This window comes from Pseudomonas sp. FG86, from assembly GCF_057808775.1.
In genome coordinates this window covers 25,785-45,837 of record NZ_JBMDIS010000045.1, presented here as the reverse complement: position 1 = coordinate 45,837, position 20,053 = coordinate 25,785, and the positions used below count along the sequence as shown (strand labels likewise).

Sequence of the window (20,053 nt, the reverse complement as noted above, 5' to 3'; positions counted from 1 at the left end):
TGTGGCGAGCGGGCTCGCCACAACAAGCCCGCCCAGCACAATAATCGCGTTCGTCCCCACGCTCTCCCGCCTTGCTTTCCGCTCAACCTTTCAGGGTAAAATCTGTCACAGATTCTTACAGACCACAGAGGGAGCTTGTCGTAATGATCGTAGGAATCGACCTGGGGACCACTAACAGTCTCGCTGCAGTCTGGCGCGGTGATGCCGCCGAAATGGTGCCCAATGCCCTGGGCCAGTTGCTGACCCCAAGCGTGGTCGGGCTGGATGACCAAGGCCGTGTCCTGGTAGGCCAGGCCGCCAAAGAGCGCCTGCACACCCACCCGCACCTGACGACCTCGTTGTTCAAGCGCTACATGGGCAGCGCCACCGAAGTGCGCCTGGGCGACCGCTCGTTCCGCCCCGAAGAACTCTCGGCGCTGGTGCTCAAAAGCCTCAAGGAAGACATCGAGCGCACCTACGGCCAAACCGTCACCGACGCGGTGATCAGCGTGCCCGCCTACTTCAGCGACGGCCAACGCAAGGCCACGCGCATCGCCGGTGAACTGGCGGGGCTCAACGTTGAAAAACTGATCAACGAACCGACCGCCGCGGCCTTGGCCTACGGCCTGCATCAACGTGATAAAGAAACCTCGTTCCTGGTCTTCGACCTGGGCGGAGGCACTTTCGACGTGTCGATCATCGAGCTGTTCGACGGGGTGATGGAAGTACGCGCCAGCGCCGGCGACAACTTCCTCGGTGGCGAAGACTTCGACACCCTGTTGCTCGAACACTTTGTCGACAGCCAACGTAACGCCACGGGTTTCCCGCCCACCAGCACTGTGCTGCAAGCCCTGCGCCGCGAAGCCGAGCGCGTGCGCAAAGCCCTGGGCCAGGATGACAGCGCCGAATTCGCCCTGCGCGTCGACGGCCAGCAATGGGTGAAGACCATCACCCAGCAGGAACTGGCCAAGCTCTACACGCCACTGCTGGAACGCCTGCGCGCACCGATCGAACGCGCCCTGCGCGACGCGCGGATCCGGGTCGGCGACCTGGATGAAATCCTGCTGGTGGGCGGTACCACGCGCATGCCCCTGGTACGTAAGCTCGCCGCTGGCCTGTTCGGGCGCTTCCCTTCCATCAGCCTCGATCCCGACCAGGTGGTGGCCCACGGCGCGGCGATCCAGGCCGCGCTCAAGGCGCGCTCCGCCGCCCTCGAAGAAGTGGTGCTGACCGACGTGTGCCCCTACACCCTGGGCATCGAAATCTCGAACCAGTACGGCGGCTATATCGAAAGCGGCCATTACCTGCCATTGATCGAACGCAACAGCAGCGTGCCGGTCAGCCGGGTCAAAAACGTGGTCACCCTGCGCGATGACCAGACCCACGTGCTGCTGAAGATCTACCAGGGCGAAAGCCGCCTGGTCAAAGACAACATCGAGCTGGGCCAACTGGATATTCCTGTGCCCAAGCGCAAGGCCGGCGAGGTCTCCCTGGACGTGCGCTTCACCTACGACAACAACGGCCTGCTGGAAGCCCAGGTGAATATCCCGCTGACCGGCGAGCAGCATTCGCTGGTGATCGAGAACAACCCCGGCGTGCTCAGCCCGCAGGAGATCCAGCAACGCCTGCAAGCCCTGGCGCAATTGAAGGTTCACCCACGCGACCAGCAAGTCAACACCGTGCTCGTCGCCCGCCTCGAACGGCTCTACCAGGAAAACCTCGGCGAACTGCGCGAACAGCTCGGGCATTGGGCGGCGCAGTTCCAGCAGGTACTCGACACCCAGGACGAACGCCGCATCCGCGATGCCCGCAGCGAACTGACCCGTCAACTTGAGCAACTCGACAACGGGTTCTGGCGCTGAGGGAATACCGATGGATTGCTGGAACGTACTGCAACTGCCGGATGACGCCGACGAGCGCAGCATCAAGCGCAGTTATGCGCGGCTGCTCAAAAGCTGCCGCCCGGACGACGATGCCCAAGGCTTCCAGCGCCTGCGCGAAGCCTATGAACACGCGCTGAGTGAAGCACGCTGGCGGGCGGATAACGAAGGGGAAGAACGCGTCCAGGCGCCCGTGGCCGAAGCGGTCTACGGAAACCTGAACGACCTGGCCGAACTGATGGACGTCAGCCCCGTCAACCCCGCGCCCCTCGAAGCCCCCACACCGGACGCGGCGCAGGCATTGCTTGGCGGCCTTAACGCGCACAACCTCGATGAACGCTGGGCGCAGGCTCGGCAACAGGGCTGCACCGATGCATTCCAGGCCGGGCTGTTGCGCCATTGTTTCGAAGCACCGGGCGAACGCAGTGCCATCGTCGGTTGGGCCGTGCAACACCTGGAATGGCTGACCCCCTGGCAGCAGGTGGCCATGACCCCGTGGCAATACGAAGCGCTGACCGGCGAGCTGCTGCAAGACTACCGCCGCACCCTGCAGGAACTGCTGGAGCAAAAGGCCGAGCGCGAGTTCATCACCCAGCTCACTCAATACACCAACCAGCCCTGGCTACGGGTGTTCGACCTGCAACAGCAGTGGCAGCGCATCGTCCTGCACCTGCTGCATGACACCCAATGGAGCGTGCCGCTGTTCGAGCGCGTGTGCCAGGCATTCGGTTGGGACGACGAGAAAGGCGTGTACCCGGAACCGGCGTGGATGTGGCGCGAATTGGTGTCGCGTTGCGAGCAGGAAAGTTTCTTTGCCAACCTGCAGGACAAGGCTCAGGATCTGCGGCGCACATCCCCGGATGCGTTGGCGGCGCGTCTACTGCTGACGCCCATGTCGGCCACGCAACACAAACGCATGATCGACGGCTTTGGCGAAAACGAATGGAACGCCTGCCAGCACCTGGCGCAAGTATTGACCTGGCGTTACCCGCAGTTGGCTGAACGACTGCCCCACAGCGATCTGTTCTTCTGGCGTAAATTCGTGCCCCGGCCGATCTACACCCAGGTGTTTATCCGGCTGTGGGCCATCTTCGCCCTGGGGCTTGGCCTGAGCATCGCCCACGCTAAGCCAGACAGAATGGACGGGATGTCGCTGGTCATTTTCATGCTGATGGCGTTCGTGCCGGCGGCCGTTGGCTTTCGCGTCACCCAAATGTGGGCCGGGATGAGTTCAACCTATCGGGTTCTGGATGTGTGGCTGAGCCAGTACCTGATCCCCAAGCGAATCAACCCCAATGGCTACTGGCTGGTCATTCGCCACGGGGTACCGCAGGCGATCATGCTGGTGGCCTGCGGCTTGATGCTCGGCGTGCTGGGCATGTTCACCTACGCGGGCATGGTCCTGATCAACCTGTTGCACAAGACGCGTATCGGTCAGATGAGCCAGAAATTCAGCGAAGGCTACCCGTGGCTGAACGGTTTGCACTGGGCCTTCTGGAGCCCCCTGCAAGTGGTGTTCCTGGTGGTGATGGTGGCGCTGATCGTCGCGGCGCAACACTACCTGCCGGCGGTGCCCTGGACCCACTTCGACCTGCCCAAACGATAACCCGCAAATGCCGGGCCCCAGCGCCCGGCAACTTGCGTTCGATCATCGCCCAAAACCCGCCCAGCCCCACTTTCATCGCCCCCACAACGCCCCGCACCATGGCCGCCACCTGCATAACCCCCAATAACAACAGGTCCAACGCCATGAGCACTTTTCACCCTCGCCAGCTGTTGCTGGCTACCGCTGTCGCCAGCCTTGCCCTTCCCGTCGCCGCCGAAGAACACGGTTTCCTGGAAGACGCCAGTGCCAACCTCAACCTGCGCAACTTCTTCTTCAACCGCAATTACACCAACCCTACAAAGGCCCAGGGCGGTGCACAGGAGTGGACGCAGAGTTTCATTCTCGACGCCAAATCCGGGTTCACCCAGGGCACCGTAGGGTTTGGCGTGGATGTGCTGGGCTTGTACTCGCTCAAGCTCGATGGCGGACGCGGTACGGGTGGCACCCAGCTGTTGCCGCTGGACCACGATGGCCGCCCTGCGGATGAATTCGGGCGTCTGGGCGTGGCGTTCAAGGCGCGTATGTCCAAGACCGAACTGAAGGTCGGCGAGTGGATGCCGGTGCTGCCGATCCTGCGCGCCGACGACGGCCGCTCGCTGCCGCAAACCCTGCGTGGCGGGCAGATCACCTCCAAAGAGATCGACGGCCTGACCCTCTACGGCGGCCAGTTCCGCGCCAACAGCCCGCGTGACGACAGCAGCATGAGCGACATGTCGATGTTCGGCAAAGCCGCGTTCACCTCGGACCGCTTCAACTTCCAGGGCGGCGAATACCTGTTCAATGACAAACGCACCCAGATCGGCCTGTGGAACGCCCAGCTCAAGGACATCTACCGCCAGCAGTTCGTCAACCTGATCCACAGCCAGCCCATTGGCGACTGGACCCTCGGCGCCAACCTCGGGTTCTTCTATGGCAAGGACGACGGCAGCGCTCGCGCAGGCGACCTGGACAACAAAACCTGGTCCGGTCTGTTCTCCGCCAAGTACGGCGGCAACACCTTCTACGTCGGCCTACAAAAACTCACCGGCAACAGCGCGTGGATGCGCGTCAACGGCACCAGCGGCGGCACCCTGGCCAACGACAGCTACAACTCCAGCTACGACAACGCCCAAGAGAAGTCCTGGCAAGTACGTCACGACTACAACTTCGCCGCCCTCGGCGTGCCCGGCCTGACCCTGATGAACCGCTATATCAGCGGCAGCAACGTACACACCGGCACGATCACCGACGGCAAGGAATGGGGCCGCGAGACCGAACTGGGCTATACCGTGCAGAGCGGCGCGTTGAAAAACCTCAATATGCGCTTGCGCAATTCCAGCATGCGCCGCGACTACAGCAACAACGAATTCGATGAAAACCGGTTGATCGTCAGCTACCCGATAAGTCTGCTGTAAACCGGCGCCGTACTTACGGTATGGTGCGCGCCTGCCGCCACTGAGTTCACTCAATGGCGGCCTCCAGACGAGCCAGCCCACACCATGAAATCCTTCGTCCTCGCTTCCCTCCTACTGAGCCTGGCCTTGAGCCTCGGCGGCTGCATCAGTGCGCCCATCGCCCTGACACCGCAGACCGAACAGCGCCTGCAAGCCCAGGCGCCGATCCGCTTCCTGCTGACCTTCGATGACGGGCCCAGCGCCTCGGGCTACAACAACCCGAGCCGCTCAGTGTTGGCTGACCTGGCAAACAACCCGGTGTTACCGGGCATCAAGGCGGTGTTCTTCCTACAGACCGAAGCGGCCCGCTCCGGTGGCAGTGCGCGGGGCCGCAAGACCATGGAGCGTGAATACGCGGGTGGCCATGTCCTGGCGTTCCACACGGCCACGGCTTTTCACACCAACCATCGCTGGCTGAGCGATGCAGAGCTGGAACGCACCCTCAGCCAGGGCGCAGCCGACATCGCCGCGATCACCGGCACGCCGCCGACCCTGGTCCGCCCACCATTCTGGAACTACGACCGACGCACCTATGCCGCCTACCAGCGCCATGGCATGCAGGTGCTGTTGACCGACTTGAGCGCCAACGACGGCAAGATCTGGGGCTTCAACGCCAGCCCACGGCGCCGCGCCAACCTGTACCGGCAACTGTCAGTGGTGCGCGAACGTATTGCCCTGGGCGAACTGCCAACGGTGGACGGCGTGATACCGGTGGTCGTGACCTTCCACGACATCAACCGCTACACCGCGCGGCATCTGCAGGAGTACCTGCAGATCCTGATGGACAGCGCGCGGATCAACGGTATCAAGACCGCCGCCGAACCGTTCTACACCGACCATGCCGTGCTGGAACGCGCGGCGCTGGCGCGTACGGTCAAGGATGTGAACGAACCGGTGCATCTGCCGGGCGTATGGAATTGGGTATGGGATGCCGACGCCCACTGATCACTCCCGCGACTCGACACCCAGCTCATCCCATACAGACTCCGCCAGGTGAAACGTGGCATTCGCTGCCGGAATCCCGCAGTAGATCGCGCTCTGCATCAGCACTTCCTTGATCTCGGCACGGGTTACCCCGTTGCTGGCGGCGGCGCGCAGGTGCAGCTTGAGTTCTTCACTGCGGTTCATGCCGATCAGCATGGCAATGGTGATCAGGCTGCGGGTATGCCGTGGCAGGCCGGGGCGGGTCCAGATATCACCCCAGGCGTGGCGGGTGATCATTTCCTGGAACTCGCTGTTGAACTCAGTCAGGGCGTTGAGGCTGCGGTCGACATGCGCATCGCCCAACACTTCGCGGCGCACTTGCAGGCCATCGGCATAACGTTGTTTCTCGTCCACAAAAAACTCCTGGTTCAATTAGATTTCAACTCGATCACCTGTGGCGAGCGGGCTTGCCCCGCGTTGGGGCGCGAAGCGGCCCCAAATCAGGTGCCACGGTCTGTCTGAAATAATTCGGCGTCCGTATTGGGGCTGCTTCGCAGCCCAACGCGGGGCAAGCCCGCTCGCCACAGGAAGCCCGCTCGCCACAACAAGCCGCTCGCCACAACAGCGGCCTCAGCGGGCCAGCAGGAATTTGATCACCCGGTCACTGAATGCAGCGCCGGCCTGCACATTGGACAGGTGCGCGGCGTAGAACTCGGCGTACTCGGCGCCCTGCACATGGTGCTGGATAAAGTGACCACCGGCCGGTGGGGTGACGGCATCTTCGGTACCGGCAATCACCAGGGTGGGCGCCTTGATCTTCGACAACTGCTCACGGAAATCCGCATCACGCACGGCGGCACAGTTGGCCGCGTAACCTTGGGGCGAAGTCGCGGCAAGCATATCGGTGATCTGCTTGGCCTGGTGCGGGTTGGCCGTCGCAAAATCGGCGGTGAACCAGCGTGCAATCGATGCATCGCGCAAGGCCACCATGGCGGCCGCGCCGTCGCGCAGGACCATCTCGATCCGTGGGTTCCAGATCTCCGGCGTGCCGATGCTGGCAGCGGTGTTGCACACCACCAGGCGCTGCAAACGCTCGCCTGCGTTAATCCCCAGCCATTGGCCGATCAGGCCCCCCATGGATAGCCCGCAAAAATGAGCGCGCTGAATATCCAGCGCATCCAGCAGCGCGATCACATCGTGGCCAAGCTGCTCGATGCTGTAGGGCCCCTCGGTGACCAGCGATTTGCCATGCCCGCGGGTGTCAAAACGCAGTACGCGAAAATGCTGGGTAAAGGCCGGGATCTGGATGTCCCACATGTGCAGGTCGGTGCCCAGTGAGTTGGACAGCACCAGTACCGGTGCGTCGATAGGCCCGTCCAGTTGGTAATGCAGTTCGCCTTCGGCGAGTTGTACAAATGCCACAGTGGCCTCCTCAGGCAGTCAATGCAAAGTGTTCGGTGACAGCGCGGCTGACCCAGGTATGGGCCTGGCCCAGGTAATGCGCCGGGTCGAGCAGGCGGTCCAGTTCAGCCGCCGAGAGTTCGGCAGTGACCTGCGCTTCGTCCGCCAGTACCGCACGCAGGTGGCGACCTTCTGCAACGGCGCGCTTGCAGCATTGCTCCAACAGATGGTGCGCGGTATCGCGGCCCAGGCGTTGGGCCAATACGATGCTGACGGCTTCGGCCAGCACCAGGCCCTGGGTCAGGTCGAGGTTGTGCGTCATGCGCTCGGGGTCGACTTCCAAGCCTTCGCTCACCAGTAACGCCTGTTGCAAGGCGCCGGAGACCAGTCGGCATATTTCCGGCAGGGTTTCCCATTCGGCGTGCCACAAGCCCAGGCTGCGTTCGTGCTCCTGGGGCATGGCACTGAACATCGTCGCCACCAGGCCGGGCACGCGGGTAGCGGCGCTGATCAGCACAGCGGCGCCCACCGGGTTGCGTTTGTGGGGCATGGTTGACGAGCCACCTTTGCCCGGTGCCGATGGCTCGAACACTTCCGCCGCTTCGGTCTGCATCAGCAGGCTGAGATCCCGTCCCAACTTGCCGAGGCTGCCGGCGATCAAACCGAGCACGCTGGCCAGTTCCACCAGGCGATCACGCTGGGTGTGCCAGGGTTGCTCCGGCAAGCTCAGTTGCAATTCGGCGGCCAGGGCCTCGGCTACCGGCATGGCCTGGACGCCGAGCGCGGCCAAGGTGCCCGAGGCGCCGCCGAACTGCAGCACCAGCAGGCGTGGCTTGAGTTGCGTGAGGCGCTGGCGACTGCGCGTCACCGCGCCCAGCCAACCGGCGATCTTCATGCCCAGGGTGACCGGCGTCGCGTGCTGCAGCCAGGTGCGCCCGGCCAGCGGTGTGGCGGCATAACGCTGCGCCTGGGCGGCGAGAACGTCGCCCAAGCGCGCCAAGTCCGCTTCGATCAGTGCCACCGCGCGCCGCAACTGCAAAACCAGGCCGGTGTCCATCACGTCCTGGCTGGTCGCCCCCAGGTGCACATAACGCTCGGCACTCGGGTCTTCAGCGGCAATCAACTTGCCCAGTGCCTTCACCAAGGGAATCGCCGAATTACCCGCGGTGGCAATCGCAACCCCAAGGGCATCCACGTCATACAGCGATGCCAGGCACGCCTGGGCAATCGACGCCACGGCGGCCTGCGGGATCAACCCAACCCGGGCCTCGGCCCGCGCCAACCCGGCTTCGAAATCCAGCATGCCCTGCAAGCGCCCCTGGTCGCAGAACACCTCGGCCATGCTGTCAGCGGTGAAGTAAGCGTCGAACAATTGGTTGCTCGTGCGCAGTGTCATAACTCATCCCTTACAGATCGTGGTGCAGGTACGCCGCCTGTTTTGGCAAGCGCAGGCTGAACAGGAACGCCACCGCCATCATGCCGGTGACGTACCAATAGAAAGTGTTTTCCATGCCCATGGACTTGAGGCCCAAGGCTACGTATTCCGCCGAGCCACCGAAGATCGCGTTGGCCACCGCATAGGCCAGGCCCACGCCGAGGGCGCGCACTTGTGGCGGGAACATTTCGGCTTTCACCAGGCCGCTGATGGAGGTGTAGAAACTGACGATGGCCAAGGCCAGGGTGATCAATACAAACGCCAGGAACGGGCTGCTGATGGTTTTCAGGCTGAGCAGGATCGGCACCGTGCACAGGGTCCCCAGGGCGCCGAACCACAGCATCGAGTTACGCCGGCCGATCTTGTCAGCCAGCATGCCGAACAGCGGCTGCATGCACATGTACAGGAACAGCGCGCCGGTCATGATGTAGCTGGCGGTCTTGGCGTGCATCCCGGCAGTGTTCACCAAGTACTTCTGCATGTAGGTGGTAAAGGTGTAGAAAATCAGCGAACCGCCGGCGGTGTAGCCGAGCACGGTGATAAACGCGGCCTTGTGGTCACGGAACAGCGCGGCGATGCTGCCGGCGTCCTTGTCTTCACGCATTTCTTTGCTGGTGGTTTCTTTCAGGCTGCGACGCAGCAGCAGGGAGATCACCGCCGCGATGGCGCCAATCACGAACGGAATGCGCCAGCCCCAGGCGCGCAGTTCCTCTTCGCTGAGGATCTGTTGCAGGATCACCACCACCGACACCGCCAGCAGTTGCCCACCGATCAGGGTCACGTACTGGAAGGAGGCGAAGAACCCACGCTGGCCCTTGAGCGCGACTTCACTCATGTAGGTTGCGGTGGTGCCGTATTCACCCCCCACCGACAAGCCTTGGAACAGCCGCGCCACCAGCAGCAAGGCCGGCGCCCAGGCGCCGATATCCTTGTAGGTGGGCAGGAAGGCGATGACCAGGGAGCCGGCGCACATCATCAGCACCGAGATCATCATCGAATTCTTGCGCCCGTGCTTATCGGCAACCCGGCCAAACAGCCAGCCGCCGATGGGTCGCATCAGGAACCCGGCGGCGAATACGCCAGCGGTGTTGAGCAGTTGGACCGTAGGGTCGTCCGAGGGGAAAAACGCAGGGGCAAAGTAAATGGCACAGAAGGCGTAGACGTAGAAGTCGAACCATTCGACGAGGTTGCCGGAGGAAGCGCCGACGATGGCAAAGATCCGTTTGCTGCGTTCTTCTCCGGTGTAGTGACTTGTCGTTGTTGTCATGTTTTTTCACTCAGTGGGAACGGTTATAGCCTAGACATACTTTGCAACAACCATGTTCCGCAAGCAGACATTTGAGTACTCAGTGCCTGAACCGGCCCTATCGGGGGCAAGCCCCCTCCCACATTTGATAGGCAGCGCGATCAAAATGTGGGAGGAGGCTTGCCCCCAATGGGGCCCTGACAAGCGACTCAATAATCGAAAAACACCGTTTCCTTATCTGTCCCTTGCAAAATCACATTCCACTGATACACGCCGTCCGCATCGGTCTTGGCAATCAAGGTACCCCGCCGCTCGGCAGGCACACACGCCAGCAACGGGTCATCCCCGTTCAACGCCTCGCCGTCAAAATAGATCCGCGTCAGCAAATGCTTCACCAGACCGCGGGCAAACACCAGTACCACCAGGTGCGGCGCCTGGGTGGTGCCTTTCAGCCCCGGCACACTGCCCGGCTTGATGGTGGTAAAGCGGAACCGCCCTTCGGCGTCCACCGGTACGCGGCCAAAACCTTCGAAGTTGGGATCGACAGCCTTGTCCTGCTCATCTTCCGGGTGGTCGTATTTGCCGGCGGCATTGGCCTGCCAGACTTCGAGCATGGCGTCGTTGACGACATCACCGTTGCCGTCCACCACCTGCCCGCTGATCGCCACGCGTTCGCCGAGGGTGTCGGCGTTGGCCAGGGCTTCGCGATTCAGCCAGGTCAGGCCAATGTGGTAATACGGCCCGACGGTGTGGGACGTGGTCGCATTGAGTGTCATCTCATTTCTCCATCGGCGTGGCGTCACGGCCACGCAGGACGATGTCCCAGCGGTAGCCGAGGGCATAGGAAGGAATGGTTTTTTCCAGATCGAAACGCGCGATCAGGCGCTCTTTGGCGCTGGTGTCCGGCACGCAGTTGTAGATCGGGTCGTATTCCAGCAGCGGGTCGCCGGGGAAATACATCTGCGTGACGAGGCGCGTCAGCACGCTCGGCCCGAACAGCGAAAAGTGGATATGCGCAGGGCGCCACGCATTGTGGTGGTTACCCCATGGGTAGGCGCCGGGCTTGATGGTCTGGAACTGGTACCAGCCGTCGGCGTCGGTAACCGTGCGCCCGGTGCCGGTGAAGTTCGGGTCCAGCGGCGCGTCGTGCAGGTCGCGCTTGTGGTTGTAGCGACCGGCAGCGTTGGCTTGCCAGATCTCCACGAGGATGCCCGGCACCGGCAGGCCGTTTTCATCCAGCACGCGACCGTGAATGATGATGCGTTCACCCAGGGGCTCGCCGTCGTGTTGGGCGGTGAGGTCGTTATCCTTCTCGCTGACTCGCTCGGCGCCGATGGTCGGGCCGGTGATTTCCGACAGCGAATGGGGCAGGAACACCAACGGCTTGGACGGCGAACGCAGGTTCGTCGACTGGTAGGGCGGGTGCAGGTACTCAGGTTGGGTGCCCGCTTGCGGGCGCCGGTAACCGGGCTTATCAGTCATGGAGCTGTCCTCTCTTATTAGATGCGTTCAATCGCCAGGGCCAAGCCTTGGCCGACGCCCACACACATGGTCGCCAGGCCTTTGTGGCCACCGGTTTTTTCCAACTGGTGCAAAGCCGTCAACACCAACCGTGCACCGCTCATGCCCAGGGGATGGCCGAGGGCGATAGCGCCGCCGTTCGGGTTGACCTGGGGCGCGTCGTCAGCGATGCCCAATTCACGCAGCACCGCCAGGCCTTGGCTGGCGAAGGCTTCGTTGAGTTCGATCACGTCAAAGTCGGTAACCGCCAGGCCCAGGCGTTCCACCAGTTTACGTACCGCCGGCACCGGACCGATGCCCATGACCCGTGGCGCGACACCGGCACTGGCCATGCCCAATACACGAGCGCGGGCAGTGAGGCCATGTTTTTTCACCGCATCGGCGGACGCCAGGATCAGCGCGGCGGCACCGTCGTTGACGCCAGAAGCATTACCGGCGGTGACGGTCTTGTCCGGGCCGTTCACCGGTTTGAGCCGCGCCAGGGTTTCCAGGGTGGTGTCTGCGCGTGGGTGCTCATCCTGATCGACCACGGTTTCGCCTTTTTTATGGGCGACCCGCACCGGCACGATTTCTTCAGCGAAGTACCCGGCCGCCTGGGCGGCAGCGGTACGTTGCTGGCTGCGCAGGGCAAAGGCGTCCTGGTCGGCGCGGGACACGTGGTAATCATCAGCGACGTTATCGGCGGTCTGCGGCATCGCGTCGACACCGTACTGGGCCTTCATCAATGGGTTGATAAAGCGCCAGCCAATGGTGGTGTCTTCCAGCTTCATGCTGCGCGAGAACGCTGCATCGGCCTTGCCCATCACGAAGGGCGCACGGGACATCGACTCGACGCCGCCGGCAATCGCCAACTCCATTTCACCGCTGGCAATCGCACGAAACGCGGTGCCGATCGCATCCATGCCCGAGGCGCACAGCCGGTTGAGGGTCACACCGGGAATGCTTGAAGGCAGGCCCGCCAGCAATAGCGCCATACGTGCGACGTTGCGATTATCCTCACCCGCCTGGTTGGCGCAGCCGAGGAATACTTCGTCGACCGCGCTCCAGTCCACCGAAGGGTTGCGTTCGATCAGTGCCTTGATCGGCAGCGCCGCCAGGTCATCGGCACGCACCGTGGCCAAGCCCCCGCCAAACCGGCCGATAGGGGTACGAATCGCATCACAGATAAAGACGTCACGCATCAGGCTTCTCCCGGTGCTTGGCCGTGGGCGGCGGCGGTGCGAGTTTCCAGATCACGCAGCGCGGTCAGTTCGACCTCGGTGGGTTCCTCGGTGGTATCCACCCGGTCGGCAAAGCGGATGGGCCAACCGGTGGCCGCCACCACTTGCTCGCGGGTAACGCCAGGGTGCAGTGCAGTGACCACGAACTCATGGGTGCCCTCTTCCGGCTCCATGATGCACAGGTCGGTGATAATTCCGACGGGGCCGGCACCCGGCAGGCCCAGGCGTTTGCGCGAATCGCCGCCTTCGCCGTGGCCGACGGAGGTGATGAAGTCCAACTTGTCGACAAACGAACGCGACGACTGCTTGAGGATGATCAGCACGCTCTTGGCCGAGCCGGCGATTTCCGGCGCGCCACCGGCACCCGGCAGGCGTACCTTGGGCTGGTGGTAGTCACCGACCACGGTGGTGTTGATATTGCCGAAGCGGTCGACCTGGGCTGCACCGAGAAAGCCCACGTCAATGCGCCCACCTTGCAGCCAGTAGCGGAAAATTTCACCGGTGGGCACGACCGTGTCAGCGGTTTCCGCCAGCTCGCCATCACCGATAGACAGGGGCAGTACGCTGGGCTTGGCGCCAATCGGACCGGACTCGTAGATCAGCACCACGTCCGGCGACGAGGTCAGGCGCGCCAGGTTGGCCGCCTTGGATGGCAGGCCGATGCCCACAAAGCATACCGAGCCGTTCTTGAGGCGGCGGGCGGCGGCGACGGTCATCATTTCGTTGGTCGAGTAAGCCATTACTTGGCCTCCTGCGCGGTAGCCAGCTTGGTCTGGAATTCACTGAAGTCGGCAGTGCCATGGATGTATTCATCGATCCAGGCGGTAAAGGTCCCACGGTCGCGGGCGATTGGATCCCACGCTTGGTAGAAACGGTTGTCACGCTCGTTGTAGCCGTGGGCGTAGGACGGATGCGCGCCACCGGGCACATGGCACACCGCGGTCAGGGCCCAGGTCGGCAACACGCAGCTGTTCATCGGCGCGTTCAAGTCGTCGACGATCTCTTCCACGGTGACGATGCAGCGCTTGGCGGCCAGGGCCGCTTCCTTCTGCACGCCGAGAATGCCCCAGAGCAATACGTTGCCCTTGCGGTCAGCCTTTTGCGCGTGGATCACGGTGATGTCCGGACGCACCGATGGCACCGCCGCCAGCACTTCGCCAGTAAAGGGGCAGGTGACGGTCTTGATCAGCGGGTTGACCTTGGGCAGGTCGGAACCAGCGTAGGCGCGCAGTACCGCGAACGGCAGGCCAGAGGCACCGGCGACGTAGGCATTGGCCAGGTCGGCGTGGCTGTGTTCTTCGATTTCCAGCGGCTGCGGCCATTGCTTCTCGACCGCGTCACGCAGGCGGTGCAAGGACCCCACGCCGGGGTTGCCACCCCAGGAGAAAATCAACTTGCGTGCGCAGCCGGCACCGATCAACTGGTCATAGATCAGGTCAGGCGTCATGCGTACCAGCGTCAGGTCTTTCTTGCCCTGACGAATGATTTCATGACCTGCCGCCGTAGGGATCAGATGGGTAAAGCCTTCGAGGGCGACGGTATCGCCGTCATTCACGAAGCGCTTGACCGCATCACGCAAGGTGAGAATTTCAGCCATGGGGTTGGGCTCCCGGTGTTGATCGTAAAAGGCGCTGAGGTGGCGCCGAAGTGCTTGAAGATTAAGCCGGGGAAATGGGCCAAACAATCCGATAATCGACTCAGCGTTCGATTATCGAACAGATTGTTACCTCGCTAATCATTCAGCCAAACGCGGTCAATGTGGGAAGAGGCTTGCCCCAGAGAGCGGTGTATCAGCCACCCGATGTATTGGCCGCCCCACTGCTGCCTGGGCAAGCCCACTCCCACATTTGAGCGTGCCAGGCCTCAGGTTGCGTCGGCGTGGCTGACCATGCCCTTGATCACCACCGCAGCCGTGGCCAATGCCGCCGGGATCACCAGCGCCGTGAGTACCTGCTCGAAATTCCAGCCCAGGCCCAGCAAGGTGGCGCCCATCCAGGCACCGAGGATCGCACCAAAGCGGCCGATGCCGAGCATCCAGGACACACCGGTGGCGCGGCCCTGGGTCGGGTAGAAGCGCGCAGCCAGGGACGGCATTGCCGACTGCGCGCCGTTGACGCACATCCCGGCGATCAGCACCTGGGTCGCGAGCAACGTGATATTGCCCAGGCTCTGCCCTACCGCGTAGGCAAACACTCCGGCCAGCAAGTAGAAAGTGCCAATGACCTTGTGGGGATTGAAGCGGTCCATCGCCCAGCCCACGCCCACCGCGCTCAATACACCACCAAACTGGAACAACGCACCGATAAACGCTGCCCGTTCCATGCTGGCACCGCTGTCGCGCATCAGGGTCGGCAGCCAACTGGTCAGCAGGTACACGATCACCAGGCCCATGAAATAGGTGAGCCACAGCAACAAGGTGCCAGCGCTGTAGGTGCCGGAGAAGATCACCGCAAACACGTTGCGCGCCTTGACGGTTTTTTGCTCGGGGACACTGAAGGCCATGGCCTGGGCGACAAGGCTGGGTTCAATGGGTGACAGGGTCTTGCGCACCTTGTCGGTGCCGCGATTGCGCACCACCAGGTAACGCGCCGATTCCGGCAGCCACACCAGCAGCACCAGCGCCAGGATCAACGGCAAGATACCGCCGATCATCAACAGGCTATGCCAGCCGAATGCCGGAATCAGCTTGGCGGAGATAAACCCGCCGCCGGCCATGCCCAGGTTGAAGCCGCAGAACATGCTGGTGACCAGCAGCGATTTATGGCGCTCCGGGGTGTATTCCGAGAGCAGGGTCGTGGCGTTCGGCATACCGGCGCCAAGGCCCAGCCCGGTCAGGAAGCGCAGCACCAGCAATTGATCGACATCGGTGCTGTAGGCCGAGGCCAGGCTGAAGGCACCAAACACCAGCACTGCCCCCACCAGCACCACTTTGCGCCCGAAGCGGTCAGCCAGTGGCCCGGAGCCCAAGGCGCCGAACACCATGCCGATCAATGCGGCACTCATCACCGGACCGAGACTGGCGCGGTCGATGCCCCAGTCCTGGGACAATGCAGGCGCGATAAACCCCATGGCAGCCGTGTCGAGGCCATCGAGGAAGACAATCAGGAAACACAGGATCACCACGCGCCACTGATAACGTGACAAGGGTTGGGCATTGATAAAGGCCTGGACGTCCAGTGTGGTGCCGACAGAAGGTTGATTCATTGTTTTTATTCCACACCGATGGCGGGCTGACGACCTGGGGTCGTCGTTATTATTGTGGCGCTAGAGCGCTGCCGCACAGTAATAAGCCAGGGGAAACACCGTCAATTCATCAAACCGGGATCTGTGCGGTCACCGAACAGCTTAAGCAAACAATTGCGCACTCAACTCGCGGCTGGCGCTGAGCATGCTCGGCAGGAAGCGCTGCTCCAACTCGCTGCGGCTGACCCGCCCGGCGTGGGTACTGACGTTCAACGCGGCCAATACCTGGCCCGAGGCGTCGTACACCGGTACGGCGATGGAGCGCAGGCCCTGCTCCAGCTCCTGGTCGACGATACACCAGCCCTGCTGCCGTACTTGTTGCAGGCATTCGAGCAAGGCTTCGGGGGTGGTCAGGGTGCGGCTGGTCTTGGTTTGCAGGTCGGCGTGGTCGAGGTAGTCCTGCAGCGAGGCGTCATCCAACGCGGCAAGCAGGATGCGGCCCATGGACGTGCAATATGCCGGCAAGCGCCCGCCCACCGACAGGTCCACGGAAATCAGGCGCTGGGTCGTGGCGGAACGGGCTATATAGAGGATGTCGTCGCCCTCAAGGGTCGCCATGTTGCAGGCTTCGTGAAGCTGCTCGCTCATACGGTCCAGGTAAGGTTGCGCGGAGACCGCCAGGGGCGTGGAGGACAAATAGGCATGACCCAGGGTCAGGACTTTGGGCAGCAGCGAATAAGTACGCCCATCGGTGGTGGCGTAGCCGAGCTTGATCAGGGTGTGCAGGCAACGTCGCACGGCGGCGCGGGGGATTTCGGTGCGGTGACTGATCTGGGCGATGGTGAGGTGCCGCTTGCGCTCCTGAAACGCTTGCACCACGGCCAGGCCACGGGCCAGGGAGGTCATGAAGTCTGGATCACCGGTAAACGCCTGGATGCGCTTGGCGGGCGAAGCCACGATCGGCGGCGCCGCTGACGCGAAGGAGTTGCGCAATTGATCGTTCATTTCCGGATCCTTTCTCTTATTTTCAACCGCTGGAAGGGTTGATCACTATTGAAAGCCGTGCCAGGCGCGAGGCACAAGCTTGGGCCAACAACATTGGGCGATTATCGGACGATCATTCGATTATCGCAATCAACCTGGACGTAGAGAAATATCGGACAGGCCGCGACAACTTTTACAAGAGCGCAAAAATGATGGCGCCGGTTTTCCAGCGAAATACTGACGCGTACATGTAACAAAACTCTCACAGCAAGTTGACGTTTTTTAACTTTATGGTGATAGAGTTATTCAAATGCGCCGCTATAATGCAACCTGTGCAGAGGTCAGCCCGGTATCACTATCGGGATCGGAGCTCGCAGGCGGTGCATGCGGAACGCGTCGCCGGTTATCACTACCGGTTTAACGAAGTCACCTTTGGTCAATTATTCAAACTTGAACAGTTTGACTGTTCAACATTGAAATACGCCGAGGGCAATTTTCAGCTCCACCGCTGCACGGTAATTAAACTCAACTCAATTAGGTAGCACTGTGACGAAAGATGAACTGCGCGCGGAACTTGAGCGCCAGGAGCAACGTTACAAGGACGTTTACGGCGGGGAAGTCACCACCTACGCCGCCCAGCCTGAGCCAGAACGCAAGCCATGGCGCAAACGAGCCAGTCTGCTCGATCAGGCCTTTGCCCAGGAAATCCAAAAGATTGAACAGGAACTCAAGGCCGAAGAGCCATAAGCACTTCGGTTCGAGTCCTCAGGGTCTTGCTGTCTCTGCCGGCTTATTGCCGGCGGAGGGCACCTTGCATGAGCCTCCACGGCTCAGCACCCTGCCGCCCCAGGGAAATTTCGTACAAATGTTTCAGACATGACGATTAGGTGACAAAACCGCACCTTTTCAGCTGTGCGCTTTATAAATCAAAGACTTGCCAAAGCCCCGAAAAGCCTGGGATGAGCACCTTTTGCCCGTGTTTTTTCAATGAAGATTGTTACCAATGAGCAGCTAGTGCATCGATTACCGAGGTTTTCTGGCATAATCGCGCCCCCTTACGACCGGGTCAGAAAACCTTCATGATCGATTTATTCAGCGGACTGGATGCTTGGGTTCTCGTGAGCCTGTTGCTCGCCCTGGCCTTTGTCCTCGCCTTCGAGTTCATCAATGGCTTTCATGACACCGCTAATGCGGTGGCCACAGTCATCTATACCAAAGCCATGCCGCCGCACCTGGCCGTGTTCTTCTCCGGGGTGTTCAACTTCCTCGGCGTGTTGCTCGGTGGTGTCGGTGTCGCCTACGCCATCGTGCACTTGCTGCCGGTGGAGTTGCTGATCAATGTGAACACCGGCCATGGTTTGGCGATGGTCTTCTCTTTATTGGCGGCGGCGATCACCTGGAACCTGGGCACCTGGTACTTCGGTATCCCCGCCTCCAGCTCCCACACCCTGATCGGTTCGATCCTTGGTGTCGGCCTGGCCAACGCCCTGATCAATGACATTCCCCTGGCTGACGGGGTGAACTGGCAGAAAGCGATCGATATCGGCGCGTCCCTGGTGTTCTCGCCGATGGCCGGCTTCCTGGTTGCCGCCCTGGTGCTGCTCGGCCTGAAGTGGTGGCGCCCGCTGTCGAAGATGCACAAGACCCCGGACCAGCGCCGCAAGCTCGACGACAAGAAACACCCGCCGTTCTGGAACCGTCTGGTCCTGGTGATTTCCGCCATGGCCGTGAGTTTCGTGCACGGCTCCAACGATGGGCAGAAAGGTATCGGCTTGATCATGCTGGTGCTGATCGGCATCGTACCGGCACAGTTCGTCCTCGACCTGGGCAGCACCACCTACCAGATCGAGCGCACCCGCGACGCCACCGTGCACTTGAATCAGTTCTACCAGCGCAACCACGAAACCCTGGGCGAGTTCCTGGCCTTGGGGAAAAGCGTGAAGGATGACTTGCCGGGCAAGTTCCGCTGCAACCCGCAGCAGACCGAGCCGACCATCAACGCGCTCGTGGACACCTTGAAAGGCGTTTCCGATTACCACTCGCTGAATGCCGACCAGCGCATTGAGGTACGTCGCTACCTGCTATGCCTGGATGACACCGCGAAGAAAGTCGGCAAGCTGCCGGGCCTGGATGCGCGTGAGAAGTCTGACCTCGACAAGCTGCGCAAAGACCTGACCGCCACGACCGAGTACGCGCCGTTCTGGGTAATCCTCGCGGTCGCCCTGGCATTGGGCCTCGGCACCATGGTGGGTTGGAAGCGTGTGGTACTGACCATCGGTGAGAAGATCGGCAAGCAGGGCATGACCTACGCCCAGGGCATGTCGGCGCAGATCACCACCGCCAGCATGATCGGCCTGGCCAACATCTTCAGCCTGCCGGTTTCGACCACGCACGTACTGTCTTCCGGTGTCGCCGGCACCATGGTTGCCAACAAGAGCGGCCTGCAAGGCGGTACTGTCAAGACCATCCTGATGGCCTGGGTGTTGACCCTGCCAGCCACCGTAGGCCTGTCGGCCGGGTTGTTCTGGTTGGCGTCCAAGGCACTGGGTAGCTGATAGCCAGCCCGCAAAAAATAAAGGTGCGACCTGCGAGGGTCGCACCTTTTTTTATGCGTGTGTCCCGTCCTTAAACTGCTGCGCCACCGGACTCAGTTCAAATGGGGTGTTGATTAAATCGCAGGCAAAAAAAAGGGCGACCGAAGTCGCCCAAAATGCCTTGCGTGCTCATGTAATCCGGAAAAACTTATGGTTTTTTACGCTTATGTGCGTCTTTCCAGATAAAAAATCCAAACCCTACAAAAAACATCACCATGAGGCTTACAGTCAGCACCCCGGCGAACACCACATTATCGAAAAACATGACCGGCCTCCTGCACTTGCCCTGTTGCGATAGGGCTAAGTTAATGGAGAAGGCACTCTGGAAAATTGACGAGGATCAATGTCGCCCTCAACGGGGCGTAAAGAAGGGTAATAACTGACCTGCATCAATAAATGCAGGCCCTTTCAACGCTTTTTCGGTTTGTTCTTCGGCTTTTTCTTAACTTTCCCCAAGGGCATCGCCTGTTCAAATGCCTGGCGCACTTCATTCAGGCGTTTGTCATTGAGGTCATGCACACGTTTGGCACGTTCGGCATTCAGGTCGATCAGCTTGTCGTCATCACTCATGGCTTGGCTACGTTATGGCGGGAGTGCCTCAATAATGCGGCCTCCCCCGTCCGGCGGCAAATCAGCGAGCGACAAAA

Annotated in this window: 19 protein-coding genes; 6 read left to right on the top strand and 13 right to left on the bottom strand. The window is 61.5% G+C overall.

What is annotated here, in order from left to right:
* Nucleotides 1-143 precede the first annotated feature (143 nt).
* The 4 genes from ACODSV_RS23945 (at nt 144) to ACODSV_RS23930 (ending at nt 5,843) form a co-directional block, all read left to right on the top strand.
* Complete coding sequence (locus tag ACODSV_RS23945) at nt 144-1,841, top strand: molecular chaperone HscC (protein WP_024073917.1); 1,698 nt, start codon at nt 144-146, stop codon at nt 1,839-1,841.
* A 10-nt stretch (nt 1,842-1,851) separates the two neighbouring features.
* The gene (locus ACODSV_RS23940; RefSeq protein ID WP_150095274.1) at nt 1,852-3,465 is read left to right on the top strand and encodes a J domain-containing protein; all 1,614 of its coding nucleotides are present in this window, start codon (nt 1,852-1,854) and stop codon (nt 3,463-3,465) included.
* 143 nt (nt 3,466-3,608) lie between these two features.
* Nucleotides 3,609-4,859, top strand: coding sequence for an OprD family porin (locus ACODSV_RS23935; RefSeq protein ID WP_454843881.1), 1,251 nt, complete (start codon nt 3,609-3,611; stop codon nt 4,857-4,859).
* A gap of 84 nt (nt 4,860-4,943) precedes the next feature.
* Complete coding sequence (locus ACODSV_RS23930) at nt 4,944-5,843, top strand: polysaccharide deacetylase family protein (RefSeq protein ID WP_024073914.1); 900 nt, start codon at nt 4,944-4,946, stop codon at nt 5,841-5,843.
* Here the strand turns inward: ACODSV_RS23930 and pcaC are convergent, their stop codons facing one another.
* The 11 genes from pcaC to pcaR form a co-directional block, all read right to left on the bottom strand.
* Nucleotides 5,844-6,236, bottom strand: coding sequence for a 4-carboxymuconolactone decarboxylase (gene pcaC / locus ACODSV_RS23925; RefSeq protein WP_024073913.1), 393 nt, complete (start codon nt 6,234-6,236; stop codon nt 5,844-5,846).
* 216 nt (nt 6,237-6,452) lie between these two features.
* A complete protein-coding gene (gene pcaD / locus ACODSV_RS23920; RefSeq protein ID WP_024073912.1) occupies nt 6,453-7,244 on the bottom strand; it encodes a 3-oxoadipate enol-lactonase in 792 nt (263 codons plus the stop codon).
* A gap of 10 nt (nt 7,245-7,254) precedes the next feature.
* The gene (locus ACODSV_RS23915; protein WP_150056407.1) at nt 7,255-8,619 is read right to left on the bottom strand and encodes a 3-carboxy-cis,cis-muconate cycloisomerase; all 1,365 of its coding nucleotides are present in this window, start codon (nt 8,617-8,619) and stop codon (nt 7,255-7,257) included.
* A gap of 10 nt (nt 8,620-8,629) precedes the next feature.
* Nucleotides 8,630-9,925 (bottom strand): MFS family transporter, encoded by a 1,296-nt coding sequence (locus tag ACODSV_RS23910; RefSeq protein WP_069075419.1) that lies wholly within the window; start codon nt 9,923-9,925, stop codon nt 8,630-8,632.
* Between the two features lie 188 nt (nt 9,926-10,113).
* A complete protein-coding gene (gene pcaG, locus ACODSV_RS23905; protein ID WP_024073909.1) occupies nt 10,114-10,680 on the bottom strand; it encodes a protocatechuate 3,4-dioxygenase subunit alpha in 567 nt (188 codons plus the stop codon).
* Nucleotide 10,681: 1 nt separating this feature from the next.
* Nucleotides 10,682-11,386 carry a protocatechuate 3,4-dioxygenase subunit beta gene (gene pcaH, locus ACODSV_RS23900; protein ID WP_069075418.1) on the bottom strand — a complete coding sequence of 235 codons (705 nt, stop codon included), beginning with the start codon at nt 11,384-11,386 and terminating at the stop codon, nt 10,682-10,684.
* Nucleotides 11,387-11,403: 17 nt separating this feature from the next.
* Nucleotides 11,404-12,609, bottom strand: coding sequence for a 3-oxoadipyl-CoA thiolase (pcaF, locus tag ACODSV_RS23895; protein WP_172831375.1), 1,206 nt, complete (start codon nt 12,607-12,609; stop codon nt 11,404-11,406).
* Entirely contained in the window at nt 12,606-13,385 is a 780-nt protein-coding gene (locus ACODSV_RS23890; protein ID WP_024073906.1) for a CoA-transferase subunit beta, read from the bottom strand. Before ACODSV_RS23890 ends, pcaF begins: the two co-directional genes overlap by 4 nt.
* Nucleotides 13,385-14,242 carry a CoA transferase subunit A gene (locus ACODSV_RS23885; RefSeq protein ID WP_024073905.1) on the bottom strand — a complete coding sequence of 286 codons (858 nt, stop codon included), beginning with the start codon at nt 14,240-14,242 and terminating at the stop codon, nt 13,385-13,387. The genes ACODSV_RS23890 and ACODSV_RS23885 overlap by 1 nt, the downstream gene beginning before the upstream one ends.
* A 266-nt stretch (nt 14,243-14,508) precedes the next feature.
* Nucleotides 14,509-15,849: a 4-hydroxybenzoate transporter PcaK gene (gene pcaK, locus ACODSV_RS23880; RefSeq protein WP_489046572.1), complete on the bottom strand. Its 1,341-nt coding sequence runs from the start codon at nt 15,847-15,849 to the stop codon at nt 14,509-14,511.
* A gap of 141 nt (nt 15,850-15,990) precedes the next feature.
* Nucleotides 15,991-16,833 carry a pca regulon transcriptional regulator PcaR gene (gene pcaR, locus ACODSV_RS23875; protein WP_024073903.1) on the bottom strand — a complete coding sequence of 281 codons (843 nt, stop codon included), beginning with the start codon at nt 16,831-16,833 and terminating at the stop codon, nt 15,991-15,993.
* A 525-nt stretch (nt 16,834-17,358) separates the two neighbouring features.
* On the opposite strand from pcaR, the gene ACODSV_RS23870 reads away from it, so the two are divergent.
* Nucleotides 17,359-17,559, top strand: a complete 201-nt coding sequence (locus ACODSV_RS23870; protein ID WP_003172389.1) for a hypothetical protein — start codon at nt 17,359-17,361, stop codon at nt 17,557-17,559.
* A gap of 332 nt (nt 17,560-17,891) precedes the next feature.
* Nucleotides 17,892-19,367: an inorganic phosphate transporter gene (locus ACODSV_RS23865; protein ID WP_024073901.1), complete on the top strand. Its 1,476-nt coding sequence runs from the start codon at nt 17,892-17,894 to the stop codon at nt 19,365-19,367.
* A 187-nt stretch (nt 19,368-19,554) separates the two neighbouring features.
* Here ACODSV_RS23865 and ccoM read toward each other — a convergent pair whose 3' ends face one another.
* Together ccoM and ACODSV_RS23855 are read right to left on the bottom strand one after the other, a co-directional pair.
* Nucleotides 19,555-19,671, bottom strand: a complete 117-nt coding sequence (gene ccoM / locus ACODSV_RS23860) for a cytochrome c oxidase subunit CcoM (RefSeq protein ID WP_024073900.1) — start codon at nt 19,669-19,671, stop codon at nt 19,555-19,557.
* A gap of 143 nt (nt 19,672-19,814) precedes the next feature.
* Nucleotides 19,815-19,976 carry a hypothetical protein gene (locus ACODSV_RS23855; RefSeq protein WP_017844811.1) on the bottom strand — a complete coding sequence of 54 codons (162 nt, stop codon included), beginning with the start codon at nt 19,974-19,976 and terminating at the stop codon, nt 19,815-19,817.
* Between the last annotated feature and the right edge of the window lie 77 nt (nt 19,977-20,053).